This is a genomic window from uncultured Jatrophihabitans sp. (genome assembly GCF_964246335.1).
Classification (GTDB): Bacteria; Actinomycetota; Actinomycetes; order Mycobacteriales; family Jatrophihabitantaceae; genus Jatrophihabitans.
Genome location: NZ_CAXTQF010000001.1, coordinates 81,764 through 106,036 on the forward strand (window position 1 = coordinate 81,764; position 24,273 = coordinate 106,036).

The following is a 24,273-nucleotide window of genomic DNA, read 5'->3' on the forward strand; positions in this document are numbered from 1 at the left end:
TGTTGTCATGACCAACCACGGTGATCACTCGCCCGAGGCGCACGCTGCTGCGCTGCGCAAGGCACAGGCGGCCGGTGTCTTCGCCGACAACGCCGACGTGATCGTCGCGGCGTTGCCCGACGTACCCGAGGGGCATGTGCTCGTCGCCGTCGTCGACCACACGCACGATTTCACCGGCACGCACCACGTCGCGCAGACCGAGATCGTCGAGCGCATCCCGGAGCTCGAACGCGAGGGCTGGGCCATGGTGTTCACCGACGGCACCGACGCCGACGGCGTCCGCCGCCGCGCCGAGGAGATGGCCACGCTGGCCCGCCGCCGCGCCGAGATGATCACCCGGATCAACGCGCGCAAGTCCTGACCCAGCGCTCACCCCTCGCGCCCACCCTCTCGCTGATCAACAGTAGGAAATGGTCACCCTGGGGTGCGTTTCCTGCTGTTGATCACCGGGTTTTGGCGGTGGCCGCCGTCCAACCTCCCCGGGAGTGGCGTGGCCGCCGTCCAACCTCCCCGGGAGTGGCGTGGCCGCCGGCCACCCTCCCCTGGTGATCAACAGTAGGAAATGGTCGCCCTGGGGTGCGTTTCCTGCTGTTGATCAACGGAGGCTGGGCGCGGCTCAGCTCTCGGGCATGTACATGAGCTCGATGTTGATGTCGTCCGGGTCCTGGATCGACAAGATCATCATGCCGGTTGCGACGGTCTGCACCTCGCCGTGCTCGATACCGCCGTCGCTCAGGCGTTGCGCGGCCGAGTTGAGCTCGTCCTCGCTGCCGACCAGGAAGCCGACGTGGTCCAGGCCGACGCGGGTGGAATCGAAGCTGTCACCGGCCGCTGCCACCGGGCGCAGGCCCAGCAACTGATCGCCGATCTGGAAGCCGGTGCCGCCGTAGAGCTGCGTCTGGTCCTCGCGCACGCCCGGCTCGTCCACCTTGTCGCTCATGTCGAACGCGATCGTGTCCTCGCCGAGCAGCTGCTGGTAGAACGCCTTCGAGCGGTGGATGTCGGTGACGGTCAGCCGGACGTGGTGGATCGCGGTAGGGCGGGTGATCGGTTCGGTTGCCATAACGGCACCGTGCCCATCTGACCCGCGCCGCTAGCCGGTCAGCCGCGTACGGGTGCTATTCCGCATCCTTGATGTCGCAGATGACACTCCCGGCGGTGACGACGGCGCCGACCTCGGCCTGCAGGTTGGTGACCGTGCCGGCCTTGTGCGCGTTGAGCGGCTGCTCCATCTTCATCGCCTCGAGCACGACGATGGCCTGCCCCGCCTCGACGGTGTCGCCCTCGGCGGCGGCGAGCTTGACGATCGTGCCCTGCATCGGTGCCGTCAGCGAATCGCCGGACGCCGCGGCGCCGGCCTTCTTGCCGGCCGAACGCTTGGGTGCCGCGCGGCGGGCACCGCCACCGCCGCCACCCGCGCCGAACCCGGCGGGCAGCGAAACCTCGAGCCGCTTGCCGCCCACCTCGACGACGATCGTCTCGCGTGCTCCAGCGTCGGTCGCGTCACCCGCTGCGCCGCCGGCGAACGGCTCGATCTGGTTGTCGAACTCCGTCTCGATCCAACGGGTGAAGATGGTGAACGGCTCACTGGTGAACGCCTCGTCGCGCACGACCGCGCGGTGGAACGGCAGCGCGGTGGCCATGCCGTCGACGACGTACTCGTCGAGCGCGCGGCGGGCGCGCTCCAAGGCCTCGATGCGCGTCTCGCCGGTGACGATCAGCTTGGCGAGCAGCGAGTCGAACGCGCCGCCGATCACCGACGAGCCGGCGATGCCCGAGTCGACGCGCACACCGGGGCCGGCCGGCTCGACGTACGTGGTCACGGTGCCCGGCGCCGGCAGGAAGTTGCGGCCCGGGTCCTCGCCGTTGATCCGGAACTCGAACGCGTGCCCGCGCGGCTCCGGGTCCTCGGTGAAGCGCAGTTGCTCGCCCTCGGCGATGCGGAACTGCTCGCGCACCAGGTCGATGCCGCTGGTCTGCTCGGTGACCGGGTGCTCGACCTGTAGCCGCGTGTTGACCTCGAGGAAGCTGATCACGCCGTCGTTGCCGACGAGGTACTCCACCGTGCCGGCGCCGTAGTAGTCGGCCTCGCGGCAGATCGCCTTCGCCGACGCGTGGATGGTGGCGCGCTGGTCGTCGGTGAGGAACGGCGCGGGCGCTTCCTCGACGAGCTTCTGGTTGCGCCGCTGCAGCGAGCAGTCGCGGGTGCCGACGACGATCACGTTGCCGTGCTGGTCGGCGAGCACCTGCGCCTCGACGTGCCGCGAGCGGTCGAGATAGCGCTCCACGAAGCACTCGCCGCGGCCGAAGGCCGACGTCGCCTCACGCACCGCCGACTCGTAGAGGTCGGCGACCTCCTTCATCTCGCGAGCGATCTTCATGCCGCGGCCACCGCCGCCGTAGACGGCCTTGATGGCGATCGGCAGGCCGTGCTCCTCGGCGAATGCGAGGACCTCGTCGGCGTCCTTGACCGGATCCTTGGTGCCGGCCACCAGCGGCGCGCCGGCGCGCTCGGCGATGTGCCGCGCGACCGCCTTGTCGCCGAGGTCGGCGATCGACTTCGGCGACGGCCCGATCCAGGTCAGGCCGGCGTCGAGGACGGCCTGCGCGAAGTCGGCGTTCTCCGACAGGAAGCCGTAACCCGGGTGCACCGCGTCTGCGCCGGACTGCTTGCAGGCCTCGATCACCTTGTCGATGACGAGGTAGGAGTCGCCGGGCGTCGTGCCGCCGAGGGAGTACGCCTCGTCGGCGCTCGTCACGTGCAGCGCGTCGCGATCCGGGTCGGCGTAGACGGCGACGGAGGTGTATCCCGCGTCGCGGCACGCGCGGATGACCCGCACGGCGATCTCGCCGCGGTTCGCGATCAGCACCTTCTGCACGTTTCGACTCCTATCTCGGGCCGCCGGGGCCTGCGCGGGCGTACACGACACCCCGTCCTCGCAGTCGCGGCGAACATTACCGGCAGCCCACCGTCCGGCGGCCCGCACGTTCCTGCGGGTAGCGCGCCGCGCCTGCGTGCCGGCAGCTGGCCACCGGATGAACATCGCTCGGGAACATCCCCGTAACCGCTTACGGTTGCACTGGAGGGCGTACCGCGATCTGCGGCCCCCGATCGTTCGGAAGGTTTGTTCCATGCGTCTGCCGTCGCTGTCGTCACTGACGCACACGCGCCGCGCCCTGCTCGTCCTCGCTCTCGGTGGCTTCGGCATCGGCACCGGGGAGTTCGTGATGCTCGGGCTGCTGCCCGAGGTGTCCGACGGCCTGCACGTGTCGATCCCGCAGGCCGGTTACCTGATCTCGGCGTACGCGCTGGGGGTCGTCGTCGGCGCACCCACGGTCACCGCGTTCACCTCGCACCTGCCGCGCAAGGGGCTGCTCATCGGCCTCGCCGCGGCGCTGGCCGCAGGCAACATCGCCACGGCACTCGTGCCGTCATTTGACGCCGTGCTGGCGTTGCGTTTCCTGTCCGGCCTGCCGCACGGCGCGTACTTCGGCGTCGCGTCGGTGGCGGCGAGCAGCTTCGTCGACGCGTCGCGGCGCAGTCAGGCGATGGCAGTCGTGTTCGCCGGGCTGACCACCGCGAACGTCGTCGGCGTGCCGCTGACGACCTTCGCCGGCCAGCACCTCGGCTGGCGGCCGGTATTCGTCGGCGTCGCGCTCGTCGAGATTCTCGCTGCCGCGCTCATTGCCGTGGTGCTGCCGCGTACCGACCGGGCAGCGTCCGCACGTTCCGCGCTGCGCGGCGAACTCAACACGTTCCGCACCCCGCCGGTGTGGCTCGCGCTCGGCATCGCGACGATCGGCGGCGGCGCGCTCTTCGCGACGTTCAGCTACATCGCGCCGATGATGACGCACGTCGCCGGCTTCGCGACGTCGTCGGTCACCTGGCTGATGGTGCTCTTCGGACTCGGCATGACGGCCGGCAACCTCGTCGGTGCCCGCCTTGCCGACCGTAAGCTGATGCCGACGATCTACGGCGCGCTCAGCGCCGAGGTCGTCATCGCGCTCGCCTTCCTGCTTACCTCGCACAACGAGATCGCTGCGGCGTTCACGATCTTCGCCTTCCCGGCGACGAGCATGGCCATGTTGCCTGCGTTGCAGGCACGCATCGTCGCGCTCGGCGGCGGCGCACCCAACCTCGCGTCCGCCTCGATCCACGCGGCGTTCAACATCGCGAACTCGCTGGGCGCGTGGCTCGGCGGCGCGGTGATCGCGGCAGGCTTCGGGTACTCGTCGCCGAATGCGGTGGCTGCCGCTCTGGCGTTGCTCGGACTCGGCGTCGCCGCGTGGTCGGCCGGTTACGACCGCCGTGCCGGTGTGCGCCTGCACGGCGAGGCGGCCGAGGCCGAGCTGGCCACGGCCGGCTAGGTGGCTGGTCAGCCCAACTCGGTCAACCGCTCGCGGCACTGCGCGGCGACGTCGTTGACCTCGGTCAGCGTGCGGCGGATGTCCGCCTGACGGTTGCGCAGGTCGGCGGCGATCTCGTCGAGGCGGCCGAGCAGGGTCCGCAGCTGACGTTGTTCCGACGACGCGGCCCCGTCGTACATGTCGACGATCTCGCGGCACTCGGCGAGCGTCATGCCGAACCGGCGGCCCCGCAGGATCAGTCGCATGCGGGCGTGGTCGCGGGCGCCGTAGACCCGGTTGTTGCCGGAGCGGCGCGGCGTCAGCAGCCCCTCGGCCTCGTAGAAACGCAGCGTGCGGGGCGTGACCCCGAGCTCGTCGGCGAGCTCGCCGACGGTCCACGTCCGCTCTTTCGCCGGGCTCGCCACAGCGCTATGGTGGCCTCACGTTGACGTAAACGTCAAGGCGCCACCGGAGGCGAGCACGTGTCGTTCGAACTGACCGAGGACCACGAGACGTTCCGCAAGGTCGTCCGCGACTTCGCCGAACGTGAGATCGCACCGCACGTCGCGCGCTGGGACCGCGAGAAGTTCTTCCCGGTCGAGACCGTGCAGGCGCTCGGCGAGCTCGGCCTGTTCGGCCTGACTGCCCCGCCCGAGTACGGCGGGGCGGGCGCGGACTTCACCACGCTGTGCGTGGCGATCGAGGAACTCGGCCGCGTCGACCAGTCCATCGGCATCACTTTGGAGGCCGGTGTCGGCCTCGGGATCAACCCGATCCTGACCTACGGCACCGACGAGCAGAAGGAGCGCTGGCTGCCCGATCTCGTGGCCGGTCGCACGCTCGCCGGCTTCGGCCTCACCGAGCCCGAGGCGGGCTCGGACGCCGGAGCCACCCGCACCCGCGCGACGCTCGACGGCGGGGACTGGGTGATCGACGGCGCCAAGGCGTTCATCACGAACTCCGGCACCGCGATCACCTCGCTCGTCACCGTGACGGCGAAGACCGCTGACGACGAGATCTCCAGCATCATCGTCCCGTCCGGCACGCCGGGGTTCACCGTCGAAGCGCCGTACGCGAAGTTGGGCTGGCACATCTCCGACACACACGGCTTGACCTTCGACGGCTGCCGGGTGCCGGAGGCGAACCTGCTCGGCAACCGGGGCGACGGCTTCCGGCAATTCCTCGCGGTGCTCGACGACGGCCGGATCGCGATCAGCGCGTTGGCCGTCGGACTGGCCCAGGCCTGCTTGGACGTGTCCGTGCGCTATGCGGGGGAGCGGCACACATTCGGGCAGCCGATCGGCGCGCGCCAGGCCGTCGCGTTCTCCCTCAGCGACCTCGCGGTGTCGGTCGAGGCCGCGCGCGTGTTGACGTACAAGGCCGCCTGGCTCAAGGACGCCGGCCGTCCGCGCACCGCGGTCAAGCAGGCTGCCGCGATCGCCAAGCTGTACTCCACGGAGGCCGCGGTCACCGCGACCCGCATCGCGACCCAGGTCTTCGGCGGGAACGGCTTCATGGAGGAGTTCCCGGTCGCGCGCTTCTACCGGGACGCGAAGATCCTCGAGATCGGCGAGGGCACGTCCGAGGTGCAGCGCATGCTGATCGCCCGCGGCCTCGGCCTGCCGGTGCAGTAGCCGTGCACGACAAGGAGCTGCGCGCCGCGCGGGAGAGCACGCTGGCGCCGTCGGAGAAGGCTGCCGCGAAGCTGGCGTCGCAGCACAAGCTCTATGTGCGCGAGCGCATCGCCTTGCTCGTCGACGACGGCTCGTTCGTCGAGGACGGGCAGCTGGCCAACGCACTCGCCGCCGACCTGCCCGCCGACGGTGTCGTCACCGGCCAGGGGCTGGTCGACGGCCGGCCTGCCCTCGTCGTCGCCAACGACCCGAGCGTCAAGGCGGGCTCGTGGGGTGCGCGCACCGTCGAGAAGATCATCCGGATCACCGAGCGTGCGCTCGTCGAGGAGCTGCCGATCTTCTGGTTGATCGACTCCGCAGGTGGCCGGATCACCGATCAGGTTGCGCTGTTCCCGGGGCGGCGCGGCGCCGGCAAGATCTTCCACAACCAGGTGGCGCTGTCCGGGAAGGTGCCGCAGATCTGCTGCCTGTTCGGTCCGTCCGCCGCCGGCGGCGCGTACATCCCGGCGTTCTGCGACATCGTGATCATGGTCGAGGGCAATGCGTCGATGTACCTCGGCTCGCCGCGGATGGCCGAGATGGTCGTCGGCGAGAAGGTGACGCTGGAGGAGATGGGCGGCGCGCGCATGCACGCCACCGTGTCCGGCTGCGGCGACAACCTCGCCGACGACGACGAGGACGCCATCGAGCAGGCCCGGCTCTTCTTCTCCTACCTGCCGACGTGCTGGCGCGAGCCGGCGCCGGACAGCGCAGCGGAGCCGGCCGCCGTCGAGCTCGCCGACGACTGCGTGCCGGCGCAGGAGTCGGCACCGTTCGACATCCACGGCATGATCGACGGGCTCGTCGACGACGGCTCGTTCTTCGAGATCAAGCCGTTGTTCGCCGTGGAGGTCGTCGTCGGGTTCGGCCGGCTGGACGGGCGGCCGGTGGGCATCGTCGCGAACAACTCCGCGGTGCGCGGCGGGGTGCTGTTCGTCGACTCCGCCGACAAGTGTGCGCGTTTCATCTGGCTGTGCGACGCGTTCAACGTCCCGTTGCTCTACCTGGCCGACGTGCCCGGCTTCATGATCGGCAGCGATGTCGAGCGGCAGGGAATCATCCGGCACGGCGCCAAGATGATCACCGCGGTGTCCGAGGCGACCGTGCCGCAGGTGTCGGTGATCGTGCGCAAGGCGTACGGCGCCGGGCTCTACGCAATGGCCGGCCCGGGCTTCATGCCGGACGCCTGCATCGCGCTGCCGACCGCGAAGATCGCGATCATGGGTCCGCAGGCCGCGGTCAACGCCGTCTATGCGAACAAGATCGCCGAGATCGCCGACACCGACGAGCGCGACGAGTACGTCGCGACCAAACGAGCCGAGTACGAGCAGGACGTGGACCTGCTCCGGCTCGCCGCGGACCTCGTCCTCGACGCCGTCATCGAACCCGGCGAGCTGCGCGGCGAGCTGATCCGGCGCTACGCCGTGCTGGTCGGCAAGTCGCGCGACGTTGCCGCGAAGCGGCACGGGGTGCCACCGACGTGAGCGCCACTCCCGTCGAGGTCGCCGCCGTGCTCGCGGCCTTGGCTGCGCAGCGTGCGCGCGAACAGCCGGTGAACAACTACGAGAAATGGCGACGAGTGCGGCAAATCGCTGTGGCGCAGGCTAAATAGCGAGCTGCTGAACCGGCGGGGAGGGCGTCGGTAGGCGACAATGGACGCGTGGATCGCGTCGTGCAGCGCGTCGCGGACGCCGGCCCTCGGACCGGCGAACCGCTCGACGTCCGGGAGGTTGCCAACAACCTGCCGTTCCTCGTCCGCACGCTGCTCGGCATGGCCGCCCTGGCGGTGCTCACCAACATCATCGGTGTCGGCGTCGTCGTGGTGGCCAGCGTCGGGTTGAACGAGACGGCCACGCATCGCCAGCTGGTCGACGTACTGATCGCATCGGGTGTGTTCACCGCCGCCGCGGTGGTGGTCGGTCTGGGTACCGCGTTGCTGCTGCACAGGCGCACGTTGCGGTGGGTGCTGCGCGGCGAGCAACCCTCGCCCGCCGACGCCCGGCTCGCATTGCGCTTCCCGTTACGCATCGCCGCGCTGACCGTCGTGCTGTGGACGATCGGTGCGGTGGTGGTGTCGGCGACCGCAGCCATCGTCGGCAAGGACGGGCACACCGCATTCGGCATCGGTGCCGGCATCGCGCTGGCCGGCCTGGCGACGGCCGGTTTGAGCTACCTGCTCATCGGCCGCGCGCACCAGCCGGTCGCGCTGCTCGCGCTCGCCGCGCAACCGCCGAAGACCGTACCGGTGGTCGGCGTGCGCTGGCGGCTGATGCTGAACTGGGTGCTGACGACGGCAACGCCGATCGTCGGTGTCATCGTGGTGCTCACCTCGCCGCACGGGAAGACGCACATCGTCGGCGTCAGCATCGTCGTCGCACTCCTCGCGCTGCTCGTGAGCGGGCTGTCAATCGCGCTGTCCGCCCGCGACATCGGCGAGCCGTTGCGCGGCATGGTCGATGCGTTGCGCAAGGTCGGTGACGGCGACCTCCGCGGCAATGTCGACATCGAGGACGCCGGCGAGATCGGCCTGGTGCAGAACGGCTTCAACGACATGGTGGCGGGGCTGCGCGAGCGCGAACGCATCCAGGATCTCTTCGGCCGGCACGTCGGGTCTGCGGTCGCGGAGCGGGCGATCGACAGCGGCGTGACGCTGCGCGGTGAATCGCTGGACGTCGTGGCCCTGTTCGTCGACATCACCGGTTCCACCAAGCTGACGCGCGAGACCGAGCCGGTCGCGTTCGTCGAGATGCTCAACCGCTTCTTCGAGATCGTTGTCGAGGAGGTCGAGAGGTGCGGTGGCCTGCTGAACAAGTTCGAGGGCGACGCGGTGCTCTGCGTCTTCGGCGCACCGGCCCATTTGGACGATCCCGCGACGGCCGCGCTGACCACGGCGCGTGCCATCCGCGATCGCGTCGCCGAGGCGGGTGAGGTGGACATCGGTGTCGGCGTCGCGTCGGGTCCGGTCATCGCGGGTCAGATCGGCTCCGCGAGCCGGCTGGAGTACACGATCATCGGCGACGCGGTGAATGAAGCGTCGCGCCTCACCGAGCTCGCCAAGCGCGTCGACGGGCGGGTGCTCGCCAGCGCGACGACCGTCGACGCCGCCGACGACGCCGAGCGCGCGCACTGGGTGCACGGCCGGCAGTTGCGGCTGCGCGGGCGCGAGACGCCGACCGACACCTACCGCACTGCCACCGCGGCAGACACCGACGCGCCCCCGAGCATCGCGCGCCGGCTGCAGGGCGCCGCGCGCGTCGTCACCGACCTGTCACCACTCAGCCGCGACTGACCATCGCCTTCCCACCCGAGATGGTCGCGATTTTGCGCGCGAGAGCGGCCATCCCGGGTGGGAAGACGGTGCGGGTTCGTCAGTCGGACGCCGGGTAGCCGATCGAGGCGAGCGAGTGGCCGAGCTCGTGCAGCATGGCGCGCACCGTCGGCAGCGACAGCCCGACGACGTTGTGCGGGTCGCCGTCGATGCGCTCGACGAACCAACCGCCCAGCCCGTCGATGGTGAATGCGCCGGCCACGGCCGACGGCTCGCCGGTCGCACAGTAGGCGTCGATCTCGTCGTCGGTGACCTCGGCGAAGCGCAGCCGGGTGGCGACGGCACGCGTCACCGAGCGGCCGGTCGCGGTGTCGATCAGGTGGTGCCCGGTGTGCAGCGCCGCGGTCCGCCCGCGCATCTGCCGCCAGCGGTCGCGCGCGGCGTCGGGCGTGCCTGGCTTGCCGAGCGCGACGCCGTCCAGGTCGAGCAGCGAGTCGCAGCCGAGCACCAGGGCGTCCGGGCACCGATCGGCGACCGCCTGCGCCTTCACGACGGCGAGCCGGGTCACCAGCTCGGCGGTCGTGGGTGCGTCGACGGCGTCCTCGTCGACGCCGCTCACGATCACCTCGGGCTCGACGCCGGCCCGGCGCAACGTCGCGAGGCGAGCAGGCGACTGCGACGCCAGGACGAACGTCACCAGCCCGCGGGACGCCGTCACAGGCCGTAGGACTTCGAGATCACTGACTTCATGATCTCGCTGGTGCCGCCGTAGATGCGGGTGACGCGTGCGTCGGCGTACCGGCGCGAGATGGGGTATTCGGTCATGTAGCCGTACCCGCCGTGCAGCTGCAGGCACTTGTCGATCACCCGGCCCTGCAGCTCCGTGCTGTAGTACTTCGCCTTGGCGGCGTCCGCGGCGGAGAGTTCGCCGGCGTTGAGCCGGTCGACGCATCGATCCAGGAAGGCCTGCGCGACGTCGATCTCGGTGGCCACGTCGGCGAGCACGAACTTCGAGTTCTGGAACGACGCGATCGACTTGCCGAACGCCTTGCGATCCTGCACGTACTGCAGCGTCTCCTGGAATGCCGCCGTCGCCTCGGCCACGCCGTTGACCGCGATCGACGTGCGCTCCTGCGGCAGCTTCTGCGTCAGCTGCGCGAAGCCGCTGCCCTCCTCGCCGAGCAGGTTGTCGACGGGGACGCGGACGTCGGTGAACGACAGCTCGGCGGTGTCCTGCGAGTGCAGGCCGAGCTTGTCCAGGTTGCGGCCGCGCTCGAAGCCGGGCATCCCGCGTTCGAGGATCAACAGGGAGACGCCGCTGCGGCGGTCGTCGCTGCTGCCGCCGGTCTGCACCGCCGTGATGACGAGGTCGGCGTTGATGCCGTTGGTGATGAACGTCTTCGAGCCGTTGACGACGTAACTGTCGCCGTCGCGCTTCGCGTTCGTACGGATGCCGGCGAGGTCGGAACCTGCGCCCGGCTCGGTCATCGCAACGGCGGTGATCAATTCACCGGACGCGATGCCCGGCAGCCAGCGCTTGCGCTGCTCGTCGTCGGCGAAGGACAGGAAGTACGGCAAGCAGGTGTCGTTGTGCAGCGAGATGCCGAGGCCTGCGCCGGTGACGCCGGCCAGGGCGATCTGCTCGTTCAGCATCTGGTTGAAGCGGAAGTCCTCGACGCCGCCGCCGCCGTGCTCCTCGGGCACGGCCATGCCCAGGAACCCGCTGCGCCCCGCCGCGGCGAAGATCTCGCGGGGCGCGATCCCTGCGCGTTCCCATTCGAGGTAATTCGGCACCAGCTCCTTGTCGGCGAAGGCACGGAACGCCTCGCCGAACGCGCGGTGGTCCTCGTCGTAGTGCTTGCGGTCCATGACCTTGATCTTAGGACGTCCTACTACCTGCCGACGTCCTAGTGTTGCCGTGTGCCCGAGGCAGTGAGCGAACCCATCGGCGTCATCGGCGGTTCCGGTTTCTACTCCCTGCTCGACGACCCGGACGAACGCACCGTGGACACGCCGTACGGCGCGCCCAGCGACGCGTTGACACACGGCTCGCTGGCCGGGCGCGACGTGGTGTTCGTGCCGCGGCACGGACGCGGACACCGTTTCGCGCCGCACGTCGTGCCGTACCGCGCCAACCTCTGGGCGCTGCGCGCGCAGGGCGTGCGGCAGGTCGTCTCCCTGTCGGCGGTCGGGTCGCTGACCACGCAGTTGCCCACGGGCACGCTCGTCGTGCCGGACCAGCTCGTCGACCGCACGTCCGGGCGCGAGCACACGTTCTTCGGCGCGGGGGACGGCGTCGGACATGCGACCTTCGCCGATCCCTACTGCCCGCGCGGGCGTGCCGCCGCGCTCGCCGACAGCGGCGCGGTGCACGACGGCGGCGCGGTGCACGACGGCGGCGCGGTGCACGACGGCGGCGCGCTGGTCGTGGTGAACGGCCCGCGGTTCTCCTCGCGTGCCGAGTCGCTCGAGTTCCAGTCGCACGGCTGGTCGATCATCGGTATGACGGCGATGCCCGAGGCGACGCTCGCCCGCGAGCTCGCGCTGTGCTACACGACGCTTGCGGTCGTCACCGATCTCGACGCGGGCGTCGAGGCCGGCGAAGGCGTCACGCACGCGGAGGTGCTCGAGCAGTTCGCCGCCAACCTGCCGCGGCTGCGCGACCTGCTGATCGCGACGCTGGAGCAGCTGCCCGAGAGACAGGACGACTGCAGTTGCGCCGACACCTCCGGCTACCCGTCGTCGCACGTCCTGCCGTGAAGGTGCTGCTCACCGGCGGCGCCGGGTTCGTCGGCACGCACGTGCGGGCGGCACTCGCCGCGGGCGGCCACGAGAGCGTCGTGCTCGATTCGCTGCGTGCCGATGTGCACCGCGGCGCCCCGCCGGCCTTCGACGGGCTGGTCGTCGGCGACGTGCGTGACCGCACGTCCGTCGACGCGGCCCTGGCCGGTGCGGACGCCGTCATCCACCTCGCGGCGAAGGTCGGCCTGGGTGTGGACATCGCCGACGCACCGGACTACGCCGACTCGAACGTGCACGGCACCGCGGTGCTGCTCGCCGCGATGGCCGACGCGGGCGTGCGGCGGCTGGTGCTCGCCAGCTCGATGGTCGTCTACGGCGAGGGTCTCGGCCGATGTCGCGAGCACGGCGACGTCCGACCGGGTGCGCGCGCCGAGGCGGACCTGCGCGCGGGGCGGTTCGAGCCGCCCTGCCCGATCTGCGGGCGCCCGCTCGAGCCGGCCCTGGTGCCCGAAGACGCGCCGCTCGATCCGCGCAACGCCTACGCGGCCGCGAAGCTCGCGCAGGAGCACTTCGCGTCGTCGTGGGCGCGGGTCACCGGATCGTCGGTGGCCGCGCTGCGCTACCACAACGTCTACGGCCCGGGCCTGCCGATGGACACGCCCTACGCCGGTGTCGCGGCGATCTTCCTGTCCGCGCTGCGCGGCGGTGCGGCGCCACAGGTCAACGAGGACGGCGGCATGCGACGCGACTTCGTGCACGTGCGCGACGTGGCTGCGGCAACCGTCGCCGCACTTGCGCACGACGACGGCGTGCGGGCGTACAACGTCGGCTCGGGCATACCACGCACGGTGGGGGAGATGGCCGCCGCGCTCGCCGACGCCGTCGGCGGCCCAGCGCCATCGATCACCGGCGCGTACCGGCTCGGCGACGTCCGGCACGTCACGGCGGACTCGTCGCGCGCCCGGCAGGAGTTGGGCTGGCGTCCGGCGGTCGACTTCGCCGACGGGATGCGCGAACTCGCCGGCTGATCAGCGCTTCGACTGAGTCGAGACCGGGAGACGCACCCGGAAGCTGCAGCCGTCGTCGGTATTGCGGACCTCGACCGTGCCGTCGTGCGCCTCGACGATGCCGCGGGTGATCGCCAGCCCGAGGCCGGCACCACCTCGGCCGGCGCCGTTACGGCCGGCAGCGTCCGGCGTACGCGCGGGCTCACCGCGATAGCCGACGTCGAAGACGCGGTGCAGATGACGATCCGGGATGCCGCCGCATTCGTCGCGGACCTCGACCTCGGCATGCGTCCGGAACTCGCCGGTGACGCTCACGCGCACGTCCACGTTGCCGGCAGCCCGGGTATGCCGGATGGCGTTGGCCACCAGGTTCGTGAGCGCGCGGTTGAGCTCCGGGCCGTTGCCGTTCACCTCGGTCGTCCCGTCGACGTCCTCGTGCACGCGACCGACGAGCCGCACGCCCTGCGCGGTGGCCAGCGGTTCGAGCGCCGCGACGCAGTCCGACACCAGGTCGCCGAGGGCGATGCTCTCCATGTCGCGCGATGTCGCGCCGGCCTGGATACGCGAGAGGTCGAACAGGTCCTCGACCATCTGGTTCAACCGCTCGACGGACGCGGCGATCTGCTTGTAGTACACCTCGGGGTCGTCAGCCATGCCGTCCTCGAGGGCCTCGGCCATCGCGCGCAGCCCGGCGAGCGGCGTGCGCAGGTCATGACTCACCCACGACACGAGCTCGCGGCGCGCGGACTCCAGGCCGCGTTCGCGCTCGCGCGTCGCGGCCAGCGCGGCGGCCGTCGCGCTCAGTTCGCTGCGCACCTGCTCGACCTCGGCGCTCAGCCGCGGACCGTCCGTCTCGGGCAGCCGGCCGGCACCGACGTCGGCGACGGCCGTGCGCAGTGCCGCGTTGTCGCGGGCGAGCCGGCGGCCGACGGCGAACGCCGCGCTGCCCGTGACCAGCGCGCTGAACGCGGTCACCGCGATCACCGTCTGCCAGCTCCACCACGGCACAAGCATCGCGTGGATCGCGCCCCACAGGGCACACGCCGACGCAGCGGCACCGGTGAGCACGAGGGTGACGAGCAGGCCGGTCGTCGACCGGCGGCGCACCGGCGTGAGCGCAAGCCACGCTGCGACGCCGCCGATCACGCACCAGAGCAGCGCCGCACCGAAGTTACCGATCGTGAGGTTCACGGCAGCTCCAAGCGGTAACCGATGCCCCATACCGTTTGGATCAACGCCGGGTGCCTCGGGTCCTTCTCGATCTTCTCGCGCAGCCGGCGCACGTGCACGGTGACCGTCGACTGGTCACCGAACGTCCAGCCCCACACCTCGTGCATCAGCTGCTCCCGGCCGAAAGCCTGCCCCGGATGCGCCAGCAGGAACGTCAACAGGTCCAGTTCGCGCACGGTGAGTGCGAGTTCGGCACCTTCTCGGGTGGCGCGCCGGGCCGCGGTATCCACCGCGATGTCGCCCGCGGTGAGCAGCTGCGCGGTCTGCGAGCGCGCCGGCGCGGTGACGCGGCGCAGCACGGAATCGACGCGTAGGACGAGTTCGCGCGGCGAGAACGGCTTGCTGACGTAGTCGTCCGCGCCGATCTCGAGCCCGGCGATGCGGTCGTCGGGTTCGGCCAGTGCGGTCAGCATGACGACGGGCAGATCCCGGTGTTGGGCCCGCACCCGCCGGCACACCTCGAGCCCGTCGATCCCCGGCAGCATGAGGTCGAGCACCATCAGGTCGGGCAGCTTGTCGCGCACGGACTCGATCGCGGACGGGCCGTCGCTGACGTGCCGGGTGCTGTGGCCGGCCCGCTCGAGGTAGTTGAGCACGACGGCGGCGACCGTGTCGTCGTCGTCGACGACCAACACGTACGCCATCGGATCATCGTATGGAGGGCGTGGTCAGGTGTTGGGCCCGGCGTCCGCTCGTCACGGCACTGTAAGAGTCTCGCGACACGCATTGCCTACTCTGGGTATGTGGCAGTCGTGGACATCGTGCTGCCATGCCTCGACGAGGCCGCCGCGCTGCCCTGGGTGCTCGATCGCATACCGCCGCAGGCGCGGGCGATCGTCGTCGACAACGGCTCACGCGACGGTTCCGCTCAGCTGGCCCGCGATCGCGGGGCGCTCGTGGTCGAGTGCGGCCGCCGCGGCTACGGCGCCGCCTGCCATGCCGGGCTCGAGGCCGCTACGGCCGAATTCGTGATGTTCTGCGACTGCGACGCCTCCCTGGACCCGGCGGTCGCGACGCAGTTCGTGGCCGCGCTGGAGGCCGGCGCCGACCTGGTGGTCGGTCGTCGGGTACCGGCCGAGCGGGGCGCCTGGTCGCTGAGCTCGCGCTTCGCGAACCGCGAGCTCGCGCGGCGTGTCCGCGCCCGGACCGGGCTGTCACTGCGCGACATCGGCCCGGTGCGCGCCGCCCGCCGCGCCCCGCTGCTGGCGCTGCCCATCGCCGACCGGCGCAGCGGCTACCCGGTCGAGACGGTGCTACGTGCGGTGCAGGCCGGCTGGGCGGTGCAGGAGCTGGACGTCGCCTACCTGCCCCGCGCCGGCCGCTCGAAGGTCACCGGCACGCTGCGCGGGACGGTGCAGGCGGTGCGCGACATGAGCGCGGTGCTGGCCTCGTGACCACCGCGTTCGGCACGGTGCTCGTCATCGCGAAGGAACCGGTGCCGGGACGGGTGAAGACCCGGCTCGTCCCGCCGCTGACCCACCACCAGGCGGCAACGCTCGCCGGTGCGGCGCTGCACGACACGCTCGCGGCTGCTGACGCGGTCCGCGCGAGGAAACACGTGCTGGCGTTCGACGGCGACGTCAGCGGGTGGCTACCGCACGGCTGGACGCACGTCGATCAGCCCGAGGGTGGGCTCGACGAGCGGTTAGGCGCGGCTTTCGACGCGGCACATGCCGGCGTCCCGGCCGTGCTCGTCGGCATGGATACCCCGCAGCTGCGGCCGGTCCACCTCGATGCCTTCGACCCGGTGCGGTACGACGCCTGCCTAGGCATGGCGACCGACGGCGGATTCTGGACGATCGGCTTCCGGGATCCGTCGGTCGCCCGGTCGGTGATCTCCGGCGTGCCGATGTCGACGTCGGACACCGGTGCCGAGCAGCTGCGCCGCATGCAGTCGGCCGGGCTGGACGTGCAGTTGCTCGGCGTGCTCACCGACGTCGACACCGTCGCGGACGCGGATGCCGTCGCCGCCGCGGCGCCCGACACGCGGTTCGCGGCCGTCCTCACCGGGATGCGACGCGCGGCGTGAACGGGAGCGGCTGATGGAAGCGGGTGCACTCGCACCGTTCGAACGCGCGCTCGGCGGTGGCGGGCCGCTCGGGTTGTGCACCGACGACGGCCGGGTCGTGACGCTGGACGTGCGGCGCTGGCTCGCCGTCGCCGACGCCGCCGACGAGACCGTGCTGAGTCGATGCGTGGCGCCGGTGATCGACATGGGGTGTGGCCCTGGTCGGCTGGTGACCTCGCTCAGCGAGCGCGGCGTGCCGGCGCTCGGCGTCGACATCGCCGAGACGGCGGTGGCGCTCAATCGCGAGCGCGGGATGCTCGCCCTGCGCCGCAATGTCTTCGACGACCTGCCCGGCGAGGGACGTTGGCCCACCGCACTGCTGATCGACGGCAATATCGGCATCGGCGGGGATCCTGCGCGTCTATTACGCCGCGTGCGCGCGCTGCTCGCGGCGGACGGCCGGGTGCTGGTCGAGGTCGCTGCCGACGACGATGCCGACGACGTGCTGGCGGTGCGCTTCACCGAGCACGGTCGGCCGGTCGGCCCGCTGTTCGACTGGGCGCTCGTCGGCCGGCGCGCGCTGGCCCGGTACGCCGCGGCCGGCGGCTACTCGGTCGTCGAGTCGTGGTCCGCGTCCGGTCGGGAGTTCTGCGCACTGTCGGGCAGCGCGCTTGCGGACGCGGGAGCGCCGCGACGCAGCACGCTCGCGACGTAGAGCAGCACCGACCCGACCAGCACGATCAGCAACAGGATGCCGAGATTGGCCTTGAAGTTCTGCTGCAGGATCGCTTTGACGCGTGGCTGCGTGCCCTGCCGGTAGATGAGCGGCAGTGCGACCACGGTGATCAGTGCCGCGGCGATCAGACCGCCCTGCAGGAAGCGCCGCGCCCGCGGTGGTACGACCCGCGAGATGCCGGCGCCGAAGGTCGCGACGACGGGCGACAGGATGCCGTCATGGATGATCAACGCGCCGACCAGCCACATGAACAGCACGAGCAGGTCCGCGCCGTCGATCTGGGTCAGCAGCCGGAAGATGCCGAACAACCCCAGCAGTACGCCGGGAACGGCGATCAGTACGCGCGTCCTCATGTTCGCCGCCGGCACACCGCGCGAGCGTTCATCACAGGATCTCCACCGACTCGAGCCATTTGGTGTTCAGCACACCGGCACGGTCGGGGCAGATGAGCCGGATCGGGTAACCGTGGTCGATCGTGATGCGTTCGCCGTTCAGGTGCGTCGCGAGCAACGCCGCCGCCACCTGCGGGCCGTCGACGAACGAGTGGTTGTAGGAGCCGCGGCGCTCCATCGACGTCACCCTCACTCGTGAGCCGGCGTCGCCGCCCGCGCGCTCGAGCAGGTCGACCAGGCGTACGCCGCGCCAGTGCGCGCCGACGCTCCACCCCTCGACGCAGGTGATCGGGTAGCTCTCCTCGTGCGTCGCCATCGCCTCGAGTTCGGCGATCGACAGCGCGAACGGCTTCGGACCCTTGATCGACAGTCGATAGGAGGATCCCGCCATGGTGATGCGTGCCTGGTGTGCCGTGCGGTTGACCGGCACGTGCAGCGGGCCCTTCGGGAACTGCCGGACCGCGAGCAGGCCGATCGGTTCGAGCGGGGTGACGGTCTGCCCGGCAGCGGTCACCGCCACGATGCCGACGCCGGTGCCGGCCGCGATGAACACGCCGCGGCGCGAGATGCCTTCGGTGGGTGGGGCTTCCTGATGCGTGTTGTCGTTGTTGCTGTACGCGTTCGGGTTCTCCTCCCAGCCGAGCTCGTTCAGCACATCGCCCTGCTTGAGCTTGGTACCGAGGCCGTACTTGATGTCCGGCAGTTTGATCGCGATGTGCAGCAGGATCGAGCCGATGACGACGTAGCCGAGGAAACGGTGCACCGGCACGAAGCTCCACGGCCAGGGGTACCAGTTGAGGACGTTGAGGAACCCCGTCGTCAGCTGCACGAGCGCGGACGACACGAGGATCGCGATCGACAGCCGCTCCAGCCCGTTCTTCGTCGACTTGACCGGTGGCCACTGGAACAGGTTGGGATAGACCGACCACAACTTGACCAGGATCAGCGGGATGCACAACGTGCCGGTCAGCACGTGCGTGCCCTGGGTGATGCGGTAGAGGTACTTCGGTGCCGACGGCTCGGGCAGCCACGACCACGGCTGGTACTGGTAGTGGCTGAGCATGCCGGTGACGAAGCAGATGCCGAAGCAGATGCCCAGCACCCGGCCCACCCGCGCGGTCACCGCTGTCGAGCGCAGGGTGCTGGTGAAATGCGGCCACAGCTTCGGGCGTGCGCCGAGCGTCAGTCGTGTGGCCACTTGTTGATTGTCACCCGTCCACCTCGAGCCGATGCTTACGACATCAAGACATTCGACGAGTCGGTGCGTCGCGGTTCCACCGGATTTGGCAGGCTCGGGTGGTGGCGGCTGCGCGGAGGGTGACCGCGACGGCGCTCGGCATCGTGTTGGCCGCGCAGGCGGTGCTGTTCGCCTGGCTGCTGCGCTACGACTCGCTGAGCCACGTCCACCACGCGCAGTGGCTGATCGAGGCCACCGCGCCGCTGTGGGTGCTGGCCGTCCTGCTGCTCGCCCGGCTGCGGCCGACGCGACGCACCGCGGGCGTGGTCGTGCTCGGCGCCGCAACGGTGTTCAGCGCGATCGCGCTGACCCACCCGCCGACGACCTCCGACGACGACTACCGCTACATGTGGGACGCCAAGGTGCAGCTCGCCGGCATCGACCCGTACACCCACACGGCGGCGTCGCCGGCACTGGCCAGGTTGCGCACGCCGTCGTTGTTCGGCGGTCCCGGCGATCTTGCGCACTGCGTCCACCGCTTCCCCGGCGGTTGCACGTCGATCAACCGGCCGACCGTGCACACGATCTACCCGCCGGTGGCGCAGGGAGCCTTCGACGTCCTACGGCTCGCGTCCTTCGGCGGCCACGGGAACCATCTGCCTTTGCAGCTGGCCGGGGCGCTCGGCTCGCTCGCGCTCGGCTGGCTGCTGTTGCGCCGGCGTCCGGCGTGGGCAGCTGCGCTGTGGTCGTGGAGTCCGGTCGTGGTGATCGAATTCGCCAACAACGCGCACATCGACTGGCTGGCGGCGCTGTTCGTGGTGCTCGCTCTGATCGCTCGCGGGCCGTGGCGTGCGGGCGCGCTCGTCGGCGCGGCGATCGCGGTCAAGCTCTATCCGGTGCTCGTGCTGCCGTCGCTGATGCGCCGTTCGTGGCTCGCCGCGGTGTCCGCCGCCGGGCTCGTCGTGCTCGTCTACGTGCCGCACCTCATCGCAGCCGGCTCGGCCGTCATCGGCTACCTGCCCGGCTACCTGCAGGAGGAGCAGTACAACAGCGGGCAGCGCCTGCTGCTGCTGCGGCAGGTGGTGCCGCACCCGGCGAACACGATCGTCGCGGTGTGCATCGTCGCCGTGGCCGCGCTGTGGGCCTGGTTGCGCGGGCCCACGGAGCACGTCGAGCGGTCGGCGGTGGTCGTGGTGGGACTCGCGCTCGTCGTGTTCACCCCGACCTTCGGGTGGTACGCGGGGATCCTGCTGGCGCTCGTCGCGCTGTCCGGCGCGGTGGAGTGGTTGCCGATCGTGCTGGCCCCGGGGCTGTGCTACCTCGTCCATACACACCACAGCGTCGCGATCTATCTGTGGGCGACGATCATCACGATCGCCATCGCAGCGGTGCGGCATCTGGATAGCCTGCGGTCATGCCTTCGGTCGATCTCGCCCACGACGGACCCCTCGCGGTCATCACTCTCGACGCCCCGCCGCTGAACCTGTTCGACGAGGACCTGATCGAGGGCCTGCGCGCTGCGGTCGCGTCGGTGGCCGCCTCGCCGGACGCCCGTGGGCTGCTGATCCGCGCGAACGGACGGGCGGTGTCCGGGGGCGTCGACGTGCACCTGTTCGAGCCGTTGACGCCCGAGTCGGGCGCCGCGCTGTGGCGCTCGCTGTTCGAGCTGATCCACCAGCTGGAGTCGCTGCCCGTCCCGACGGTCTTCGCGGCGCACGCGCTGTGCCTGACCGCCGCGTTCGAGGTGTCGCTGGCGTGCGACCTGCTGCTGGCCGCGGAGTCCGCGAAGTTCGGGTTGGTCGAGATCGTCGTCGGCCTGACGCCGTCGATGGGTGGTCCGCAGCGGCTGGCCGAACGCGCGGGCCCCGCCCGCGCCCGCGAGCTCGTCTACACCGGCGAGCTGTACGACGCCGCGACGCTGGAGCGATGGAACGTCGTCAATCGGGTGCTACCCGACGACGGCTTCGCCGAGGCGGCGCGGGAGTTCGCGCTGCGGCTCGCCAACGGGCCGACGCGCGCGCACGCGGCCACCAAGGCGATCGTCGCGACCCAGGTTGCGGCCGGCACCCGCGCGGCCGACGCGGTGACACCGCAGCTCAGCGGTGCGCTGTTCGGCACCGACGACCTGCGCAATGCCGTCGCGTCGTTCCTGCGCGACGGCCCCGGCAAGGCCACCTACACCGGCCACTGAGCGTCGCTGCAGGCTCGGGCGCCGGCACGCCACCCACATCGGGCTGACCCGACAGACGCCAATTATTTGTCGCCGCGGCGACGGATTGTTGGCGTCTGCTCGACACCGCCTTGGGTGGTGACCGACAGCGGCGTCGAACGCCGCACCGCGAATCGCTGCGGGTGACGTTCAGCGCAGGGCGGAGCGCCAGGCGTTCGGGCCGGGCGTCAGCTGCCGCCGGTGCAGGGCCGACGGGTCGTCCCAGCCGCCGCGACGGACCCGCGGCGCGGACTCGTCACCACCCCCGGCCGCGGACACCAGCGCCGTCAGGACCGCGAGCTCTTCCGGGGTCGGCGAGCCGCCGACCACCCGCAGCAGCGCCGGCCGCGCCTGCTCGTTGTCGCTCATAACGGGATGTTCCCGTGCTTCTTCGGCGGCAGCGACTCGCGCTTGTTGCGCAGCATCCGAAGCGAACGCACGACGAACGCACGCGTCTGCGACGGCGGCAGCACCGTGTCGATGTATCCGCGGTCGGCGGCGACGTAGGGGTTGAACAGCTCGTCCTCGTACTCCTGCACGAGCTTCGCGCGCAGTTCCTCGGGATCGTCGGCCTTGGCCAATCGCTTGCGGTAGAGGATGTTCGCCGCGCCCTGCGCACCCATCACCGCGATCTGCGCCGTCGGCCACGCGACGTTGATGTCCGCGCCCAGGTGTTTCGAGCCCATCACGTCGTACGCACCGCCAAATGCCTTGCGGGTGATCACCGTGACCTTCGGGACCGTCGCCTCGCAGTACGCGTAGATCAGCTTCGCGCCGCGGCGGATGATGCCGGTGTGCTCCTGGTCGACACCGGGCAGGAAGCCGGGCACGTCGACGAGCGTCAGCACCGGGATGTTGAACGCGTCGCACGTACGCACGAAGCGTGCCGCCTTCTCCGAGGCGTCGATGTCCAGGCAGCCCGCGAGGTGCGTCGGCTGGTTCGCGACGACGCCGATCGGATACCCCTCGATACGGCCGAACCCGACGAGGATGTTCGGCGCGAACAGCTCCTGCACCTCGAGGAAGTCGCCGTCGTCTAGCAGGTGCGAGATCACCTCGTGCATGTCGTACGGCATGTTGGCCGAGTCCGGGATGAACGTGTCGAGGAACGCGTCCGACTCGTCGGGCACGTCGCTGACGTCCGACTCGTACACCGGCACCGGGTCGAGGTTGTTCGACGGCAGATAGCTCAGCAGCGATTTGACGTAATTGATCGCGTCGTCCTCGTCCGAGCCGAGGTAATGCGCGTTGCCGCTCTTGGTGTTGTGCGTGCGGGCGCCGCCGAGCTCCTCGAGGGTGACGTCCTCACCGGTGACCGTCTTGACGACATCGGGTCCGGTGATGAACATCTGTGACGTCTTGTCGACCATGACGACGAAGTCGGTCAGCGCGGGGGAGTAGACGTGCCCACCCGCCGCAGCGCCCATGATCAGCGAGATCTGCGGGATGACGCCGGACGCCTTCACCGTGCGGTGGAAGATCTCGCCGTACAGGCCGAGCGAGACGACGCCCTCCTGCAGCCGTGCGCCGCCGCCCTCGTTGATGCCGACCACGGGGCAACCGGTCTTCATCGCGAAGTCCAGCACTTTGACGATCTTCTCGCCGTACACCTGGCCGAGCGCACCGCCGAAGACGGTGACGTCCTGGCTGAAGACGGCGATGGGCCGACCGTCGACGGTGCCGCAGCCGGTGATCACGCCGTCCCCGAACGGCCGGTTCTTCTCCATCCCGAACGACGTCGACCGGTGCCGGGCGAACTCGTCGAACTCCATGAACGAGCCCTCGTCGAGCAGCGCGAGGATGCGTTCGCGGGCGGTCATCTTGCCCTTGGCGTGCTGCTTCTCGACGGCCCGCTCGGAACCCGCGTGCACTGCCTCGTCGTAACGCCGCTCGAGCTCGACCAGCTTGCCGGCCGTGGTGTGCGGGTCGATGTCTGGCCCAACCGCGTCTGCTGCCATGGCATCGGAGCCTAGTGGCGCCGTGCGGACCGGCCCGCCGCAGGTGACCGATCTCGCGGACGCCCGGACGGCCGCGGTTACGGTGACCGCATGCCGCGCGCCCCGCTCGACGTCGCCGTGCTGCGCGCCCGGCTGCCCGCCCGCTGGATGCGGCTGGAGGTCGTCGAGCAGACCGGATCCACCAACGCCGACCTGCTCGCCGGGTCCGGCCCGGACGCGTTGCGCGTGCTGGTCGCCGAACACCAGAGCGAGGGCCGCGGGCGGCTGGACCGCGGCTGGTCGTCGCCGCCGCGCGCCGGCCTGCTGTTCTCGGTGCGGGTGCGCCCGGACGTCGGGCTCGCGCAGTGGGGTTGGCTGCCGTTGCTGTCCGGGCTGGCGCTGGCCGAGGCCGTCCAGGACCGCACCGGCGTCGCGACCGCGCTGAAGTGGCCGAACGACCTGCTCGCTGCGGCGTCCGGCGCCAAATTGGCCGGTGTCCTCGCCCAGACGACCGGGCCGGACGCCGTCGTCGGGGTCGGCCTGAACGTCGACACCCAGCGCGCGGAGCTGCCCGTTCCGACGGCCGGTTCGCTGGCGCTCGAGGGGGCGTCCGAGGTCGATCGCACCGAGCTGCTCGCGGCGATCCTCGACCGGCTCGACGACCGGCTCACCGCGTGGGCGGCAGCGGCCGGTGACGCCGAAGCGAGCGGCATCGCGGCGGCCTATCGTGCCCGGTGCGTGACACTCGGCAGCGACGTCCGCGTCGACGTCGAGGGCAGCGCGCCGCTCCTGGGCACCGCGCGCGACGTCGACGACACGGGCCGGCTCGTGCTGGCGACCGCGCACGGCGAGCAGCGAATCGGTGCCGGCGACGTCACACACGTCCGGCCGGCGCCCGGATAGCCTCACACCCGTCGAGGGGAGGTCGTCGTGGCGTATCCGGAGAAGATCCTCGCCGAGGACGAGCAGGTGGTCGAGCGGCTGCACCCGCACTGGATCACGCTCGTGCCGGCGACGCTGTGGTTCCTCGTGATCTGCGCCGCGGCCGGCTTCGGCATCGCGAAGGCGCCGGACAGCGGCACTGCTCGCGAGGCCGCGGTCATCGCCATCGTCGTGGCGGCCGTGCTGCTGGTCTGCTGGCTCACGCTCGGGCCGGCCATCCGCTGGCGTACGACGCATTACATCTTCACCACGCACCGCGTCCTGATCCGCCGCGGCGTGCTGCGCCGGGTCGGCCGCGACATCTCGCTGCAGCGCATCAACGACGTCGGGTTCGTGCAGTCGCTGTGGGACCGCATCGTGGGCGCCGGCACGCTGACCATCGAGTCGGCCGGCGAGCACGGGCAGGAGACGCTGACCGACGTGCCGCGCTCGGACGACCAGCAGCAGCTGATCAACAGGCTGATCGAGCAGGACGGCGAGCGCCGTTCGCGCCCAGCCTACGGCGTGGCGCCGCAGCGCGGCGACGAGTGGGACGAGTATCGGCAGGACTACCCGACGCGCGGGTTCCGCGAGCACGGCTGAACCGCACAAGGGTGCTGGTGCCG

Annotated in this window: 26 protein-coding genes; 15 read left to right on the plus strand and 11 right to left on the minus strand. The window is 70.8% G+C overall.

Features of this window, described 5'->3' with window-relative positions; all coding sequences use genetic code 11:
* The first annotated feature begins 7 nt into the window (after positions 1–7).
* On the plus strand, positions 8–361 hold the full coding sequence (locus ACFFCN_RS00425; RefSeq protein WP_375488615.1) for a hypothetical protein: 354 nt from the start codon (positions 8–10) through the stop codon (positions 359–361).
* 255 nt (positions 362–616) lie between these two features.
* On the opposite strand, the gene ACFFCN_RS00430 is transcribed toward ACFFCN_RS00425, so the two are convergent.
* Together ACFFCN_RS00430 and ACFFCN_RS00435 are read right to left on the minus strand one after the other, a co-directional pair.
* Positions 617–1,063, minus strand: a complete 447-nt coding sequence (locus ACFFCN_RS00430) for a VOC family protein (RefSeq protein ID WP_375488617.1) — start codon at positions 1,061–1,063, stop codon at positions 617–619.
* Between the two features lie 55 nt (positions 1,064–1,118).
* Positions 1,119–2,879, minus strand: coding sequence for an acetyl/propionyl/methylcrotonyl-CoA carboxylase subunit alpha (locus tag ACFFCN_RS00435; RefSeq protein ID WP_375488619.1), 1,761 nt, complete (start codon positions 2,877–2,879; stop codon positions 1,119–1,121).
* A gap of 253 nt (positions 2,880–3,132) precedes the next feature.
* Here ACFFCN_RS00435 and ACFFCN_RS00440 point away from each other — a divergent pair, with 253 nt between their 5' ends.
* Complete coding sequence (locus ACFFCN_RS00440; protein WP_375488621.1) at positions 3,133–4,368, plus strand: MFS transporter; 1,236 nt, start codon at positions 3,133–3,135, stop codon at positions 4,366–4,368.
* An 8-nt stretch (positions 4,369–4,376) separates the two neighbouring features.
* Here the strand turns inward: ACFFCN_RS00440 and ACFFCN_RS00445 are convergent, their stop codons facing one another.
* On the minus strand, positions 4,377–4,772 hold the full coding sequence (locus ACFFCN_RS00445; RefSeq protein ID WP_375488623.1) for a MerR family DNA-binding transcriptional regulator: 396 nt from the start codon (positions 4,770–4,772) through the stop codon (positions 4,377–4,379).
* Between the two features lie 57 nt (positions 4,773–4,829).
* Between ACFFCN_RS00445 and ACFFCN_RS00450 the strand changes: the two genes are divergently transcribed.
* The 4 genes from ACFFCN_RS00450 to ACFFCN_RS00465 are packed head-to-tail and all read left to right on the plus strand — an operon-like array spanning position 4,830 to position 9,309.
* The gene (locus ACFFCN_RS00450; RefSeq protein WP_375488625.1) at positions 4,830–5,981 is read left to right on the plus strand and encodes an acyl-CoA dehydrogenase family protein; all 1,152 of its coding nucleotides are present in this window, start codon (positions 4,830–4,832) and stop codon (positions 5,979–5,981) included.
* 2 nt (positions 5,982–5,983) lie between these two features.
* The gene (locus tag ACFFCN_RS00455; protein WP_375488627.1) at positions 5,984–7,504 is read left to right on the plus strand and encodes an acyl-CoA carboxylase subunit beta; all 1,521 of its coding nucleotides are present in this window, start codon (positions 5,984–5,986) and stop codon (positions 7,502–7,504) included.
* The gene (locus ACFFCN_RS00460) at positions 7,501–7,632 is read left to right on the plus strand and encodes a hypothetical protein (RefSeq protein ID WP_375488629.1); all 132 of its coding nucleotides are present in this window, start codon (positions 7,501–7,503) and stop codon (positions 7,630–7,632) included. Before ACFFCN_RS00455 ends, ACFFCN_RS00460 begins: the two co-directional genes overlap by 4 nt.
* Before the next feature lie 48 nt (positions 7,633–7,680).
* The gene (locus ACFFCN_RS00465) at positions 7,681–9,309 is read left to right on the plus strand and encodes an adenylate/guanylate cyclase domain-containing protein (protein ID WP_375488631.1); all 1,629 of its coding nucleotides are present in this window, start codon (positions 7,681–7,683) and stop codon (positions 9,307–9,309) included.
* A gap of 79 nt (positions 9,310–9,388) precedes the next feature.
* On the opposite strand, the gene ACFFCN_RS00470 is transcribed toward ACFFCN_RS00465, so the two are convergent.
* Together ACFFCN_RS00470 and ACFFCN_RS00475 are read right to left on the minus strand one after the other, a co-directional pair.
* Positions 9,389–10,006, minus strand: a complete 618-nt coding sequence (locus ACFFCN_RS00470; RefSeq protein WP_375488633.1) for a Maf family protein — start codon at positions 10,004–10,006, stop codon at positions 9,389–9,391.
* On the minus strand, positions 10,003–11,157 hold the full coding sequence (locus tag ACFFCN_RS00475; protein WP_375488635.1) for an acyl-CoA dehydrogenase family protein: 1,155 nt from the start codon (positions 11,155–11,157) through the stop codon (positions 10,003–10,005). Before ACFFCN_RS00475 ends, ACFFCN_RS00470 begins: the two co-directional genes overlap by 4 nt.
* Before the next feature lie 51 nt (positions 11,158–11,208).
* Between ACFFCN_RS00475 and ACFFCN_RS00480 the strand changes: the two genes are divergently transcribed.
* Both ACFFCN_RS00480 and ACFFCN_RS00485 read left to right on the plus strand, forming a co-directional pair.
* A complete protein-coding gene (locus tag ACFFCN_RS00480; protein WP_375488637.1) occupies positions 11,209–12,048 on the plus strand; it encodes an S-methyl-5'-thioadenosine phosphorylase in 840 nt (279 codons plus the stop codon).
* A complete protein-coding gene (locus ACFFCN_RS00485) occupies positions 12,045–13,058 on the plus strand; it encodes an NAD-dependent epimerase/dehydratase family protein (protein ID WP_375488639.1) in 1,014 nt (337 codons plus the stop codon). The genes ACFFCN_RS00480 and ACFFCN_RS00485 overlap by 4 nt, the downstream gene beginning before the upstream one ends.
* On the opposite strand, the gene ACFFCN_RS00490 is transcribed toward ACFFCN_RS00485, so the two are convergent.
* Both ACFFCN_RS00490 and ACFFCN_RS00495 read right to left on the minus strand, forming a co-directional pair.
* Positions 13,059–14,228 carry a sensor histidine kinase gene (locus ACFFCN_RS00490; protein WP_375488641.1) on the minus strand — a complete coding sequence of 390 codons (1,170 nt, stop codon included), beginning with the start codon at positions 14,226–14,228 and terminating at the stop codon, positions 13,059–13,061.
* On the minus strand, positions 14,225–14,911 hold the full coding sequence (locus ACFFCN_RS00495; RefSeq protein ID WP_375488643.1) for a response regulator transcription factor: 687 nt from the start codon (positions 14,909–14,911) through the stop codon (positions 14,225–14,227). Before ACFFCN_RS00495 ends, ACFFCN_RS00490 begins: the two co-directional genes overlap by 4 nt.
* 108 nt (positions 14,912–15,019) lie before the next feature.
* Here ACFFCN_RS00495 and ACFFCN_RS00500 point away from each other — a divergent pair, with 108 nt between their 5' ends.
* The 3 genes from ACFFCN_RS00500 to ACFFCN_RS00510 are packed head-to-tail and all read left to right on the plus strand — an operon-like array spanning position 15,020 to position 16,990.
* The gene (locus tag ACFFCN_RS00500; protein WP_375488765.1) at positions 15,020–15,661 is read left to right on the plus strand and encodes a glycosyltransferase family 2 protein; all 642 of its coding nucleotides are present in this window, start codon (positions 15,020–15,022) and stop codon (positions 15,659–15,661) included.
* On the plus strand, positions 15,658–16,296 hold the full coding sequence (locus ACFFCN_RS00505; protein ID WP_375488645.1) for a DUF2064 domain-containing protein: 639 nt from the start codon (positions 15,658–15,660) through the stop codon (positions 16,294–16,296). The genes ACFFCN_RS00500 and ACFFCN_RS00505 overlap by 4 nt, the downstream gene beginning before the upstream one ends.
* Positions 16,297–16,309: 13 nt before the next feature.
* A complete protein-coding gene (locus tag ACFFCN_RS00510; protein ID WP_375488647.1) occupies positions 16,310–16,990 on the plus strand; it encodes a methyltransferase domain-containing protein in 681 nt (226 codons plus the stop codon).
* Here ACFFCN_RS00510 and ACFFCN_RS00515 read toward each other — a convergent pair.
* Positions 16,882–17,364 (minus strand): hypothetical protein, encoded by a 483-nt coding sequence (locus ACFFCN_RS00515; RefSeq protein WP_375488649.1) that lies wholly within the window; start codon positions 17,362–17,364, stop codon positions 16,882–16,884. The two genes, ACFFCN_RS00510 and ACFFCN_RS00515, sit on opposite strands and share 109 nt — an antisense overlap.
* 31 nt (positions 17,365–17,395) lie before the next feature.
* Positions 17,396–18,601, minus strand: a complete 1,206-nt coding sequence (locus tag ACFFCN_RS00520; protein WP_375488651.1) for a molybdopterin-dependent oxidoreductase — start codon at positions 18,599–18,601, stop codon at positions 17,396–17,398.
* 101 nt (positions 18,602–18,702) lie between these two features.
* Here ACFFCN_RS00520 and ACFFCN_RS00525 point away from each other — a divergent pair, with 101 nt between their 5' ends.
* Both ACFFCN_RS00525 and ACFFCN_RS00530 read left to right on the plus strand, forming a co-directional pair.
* Positions 18,703–20,061 (plus strand): glycosyltransferase 87 family protein, encoded by a 1,359-nt coding sequence (locus ACFFCN_RS00525; RefSeq protein WP_375488653.1) that lies wholly within the window; start codon positions 18,703–18,705, stop codon positions 20,059–20,061.
* Positions 19,995–20,771 (plus strand): enoyl-CoA hydratase/isomerase family protein, encoded by a 777-nt coding sequence (locus ACFFCN_RS00530; RefSeq protein ID WP_375488655.1) that lies wholly within the window; start codon positions 19,995–19,997, stop codon positions 20,769–20,771. The genes ACFFCN_RS00525 and ACFFCN_RS00530 overlap by 67 nt, the downstream gene beginning before the upstream one ends.
* 168 nt (positions 20,772–20,939) lie before the next feature.
* On the opposite strand, the gene ACFFCN_RS00535 is transcribed toward ACFFCN_RS00530, so the two are convergent.
* Positions 20,940–21,158, minus strand: coding sequence for an acyl-CoA carboxylase subunit epsilon (locus tag ACFFCN_RS00535; protein WP_375488657.1), 219 nt, complete (start codon positions 21,156–21,158; stop codon positions 20,940–20,942).
* Positions 21,155–22,747 (minus strand): acyl-CoA carboxylase subunit beta, encoded by a 1,593-nt coding sequence (locus tag ACFFCN_RS00540; protein ID WP_375488659.1) that lies wholly within the window; start codon positions 22,745–22,747, stop codon positions 21,155–21,157. The genes ACFFCN_RS00535 and ACFFCN_RS00540 overlap by 4 nt, the downstream gene beginning before the upstream one ends.
* A 90-nt stretch (positions 22,748–22,837) precedes the next feature.
* Between ACFFCN_RS00540 and ACFFCN_RS00545 the strand changes: the two genes are divergently transcribed.
* Together ACFFCN_RS00545 and ACFFCN_RS00550 are read left to right on the plus strand one after the other, a co-directional pair.
* Positions 22,838–23,629, plus strand: a complete 792-nt coding sequence (locus ACFFCN_RS00545; RefSeq protein ID WP_375488661.1) for a biotin--[acetyl-CoA-carboxylase] ligase — start codon at positions 22,838–22,840, stop codon at positions 23,627–23,629.
* Between the two features lie 27 nt (positions 23,630–23,656).
* Entirely contained in the window at positions 23,657–24,250 is a 594-nt protein-coding gene (locus ACFFCN_RS00550; RefSeq protein ID WP_375488663.1) for a PH domain-containing protein, read from the plus strand.
* Positions 24,251–24,273 lie beyond the last annotated feature (23 nt).

Coding starts and splice junctions, on each gene's coding strand:
- ACFFCN_RS00425 (WP_375488615.1), top strand. CDS start 8: ATGACCAACCACGGTGATCACTCGCCCGAGGCGCACGCTGCTGCGCTG.
- ACFFCN_RS00430 (WP_375488617.1), bottom strand. CDS start 1,063: ATGGCAACCGAACCGATCACCCGCCCTACCGCGATCCACCACGTCCGG.
- ACFFCN_RS00440 (WP_375488621.1), top strand. CDS start 3,133: ATGCGTCTGCCGTCGCTGTCGTCACTGACGCACACGCGCCGCGCCCTG.
- ACFFCN_RS00475 (WP_375488635.1), bottom strand. CDS start 11,157: ATGGACCGCAAGCACTACGACGAGGACCACCGCGCGTTCGGCGAGGCG.
- ACFFCN_RS00495 (WP_375488643.1), bottom strand. CDS start 14,911: ATGGCGTACGTGTTGGTCGTCGACGACGACGACACGGTCGCCGCCGTC.
- ACFFCN_RS00510 (WP_375488647.1), top strand. CDS start 16,310: ATGGAAGCGGGTGCACTCGCACCGTTCGAACGCGCGCTCGGCGGTGGC.
- ACFFCN_RS00515 (WP_375488649.1), bottom strand. CDS start 17,364: ATGAGGACGCGCGTACTGATCGCCGTTCCCGGCGTACTGCTGGGGTTG.
- ACFFCN_RS00530 (WP_375488655.1), top strand. CDS start 19,995: ATGCCTTCGGTCGATCTCGCCCACGACGGACCCCTCGCGGTCATCACT.
- ACFFCN_RS00535 (WP_375488657.1), bottom strand. CDS start 21,158: ATGAGCGACAACGAGCAGGCGCGGCCGGCGCTGCTGCGGGTGGTCGGC.
- ACFFCN_RS00540 (WP_375488659.1), bottom strand. CDS start 22,747: ATGGCAGCAGACGCGGTTGGGCCAGACATCGACCCGCACACCACGGCC.
- ACFFCN_RS00545 (WP_375488661.1), top strand. CDS start 22,838: ATGCCGCGCGCCCCGCTCGACGTCGCCGTGCTGCGCGCCCGGCTGCCC.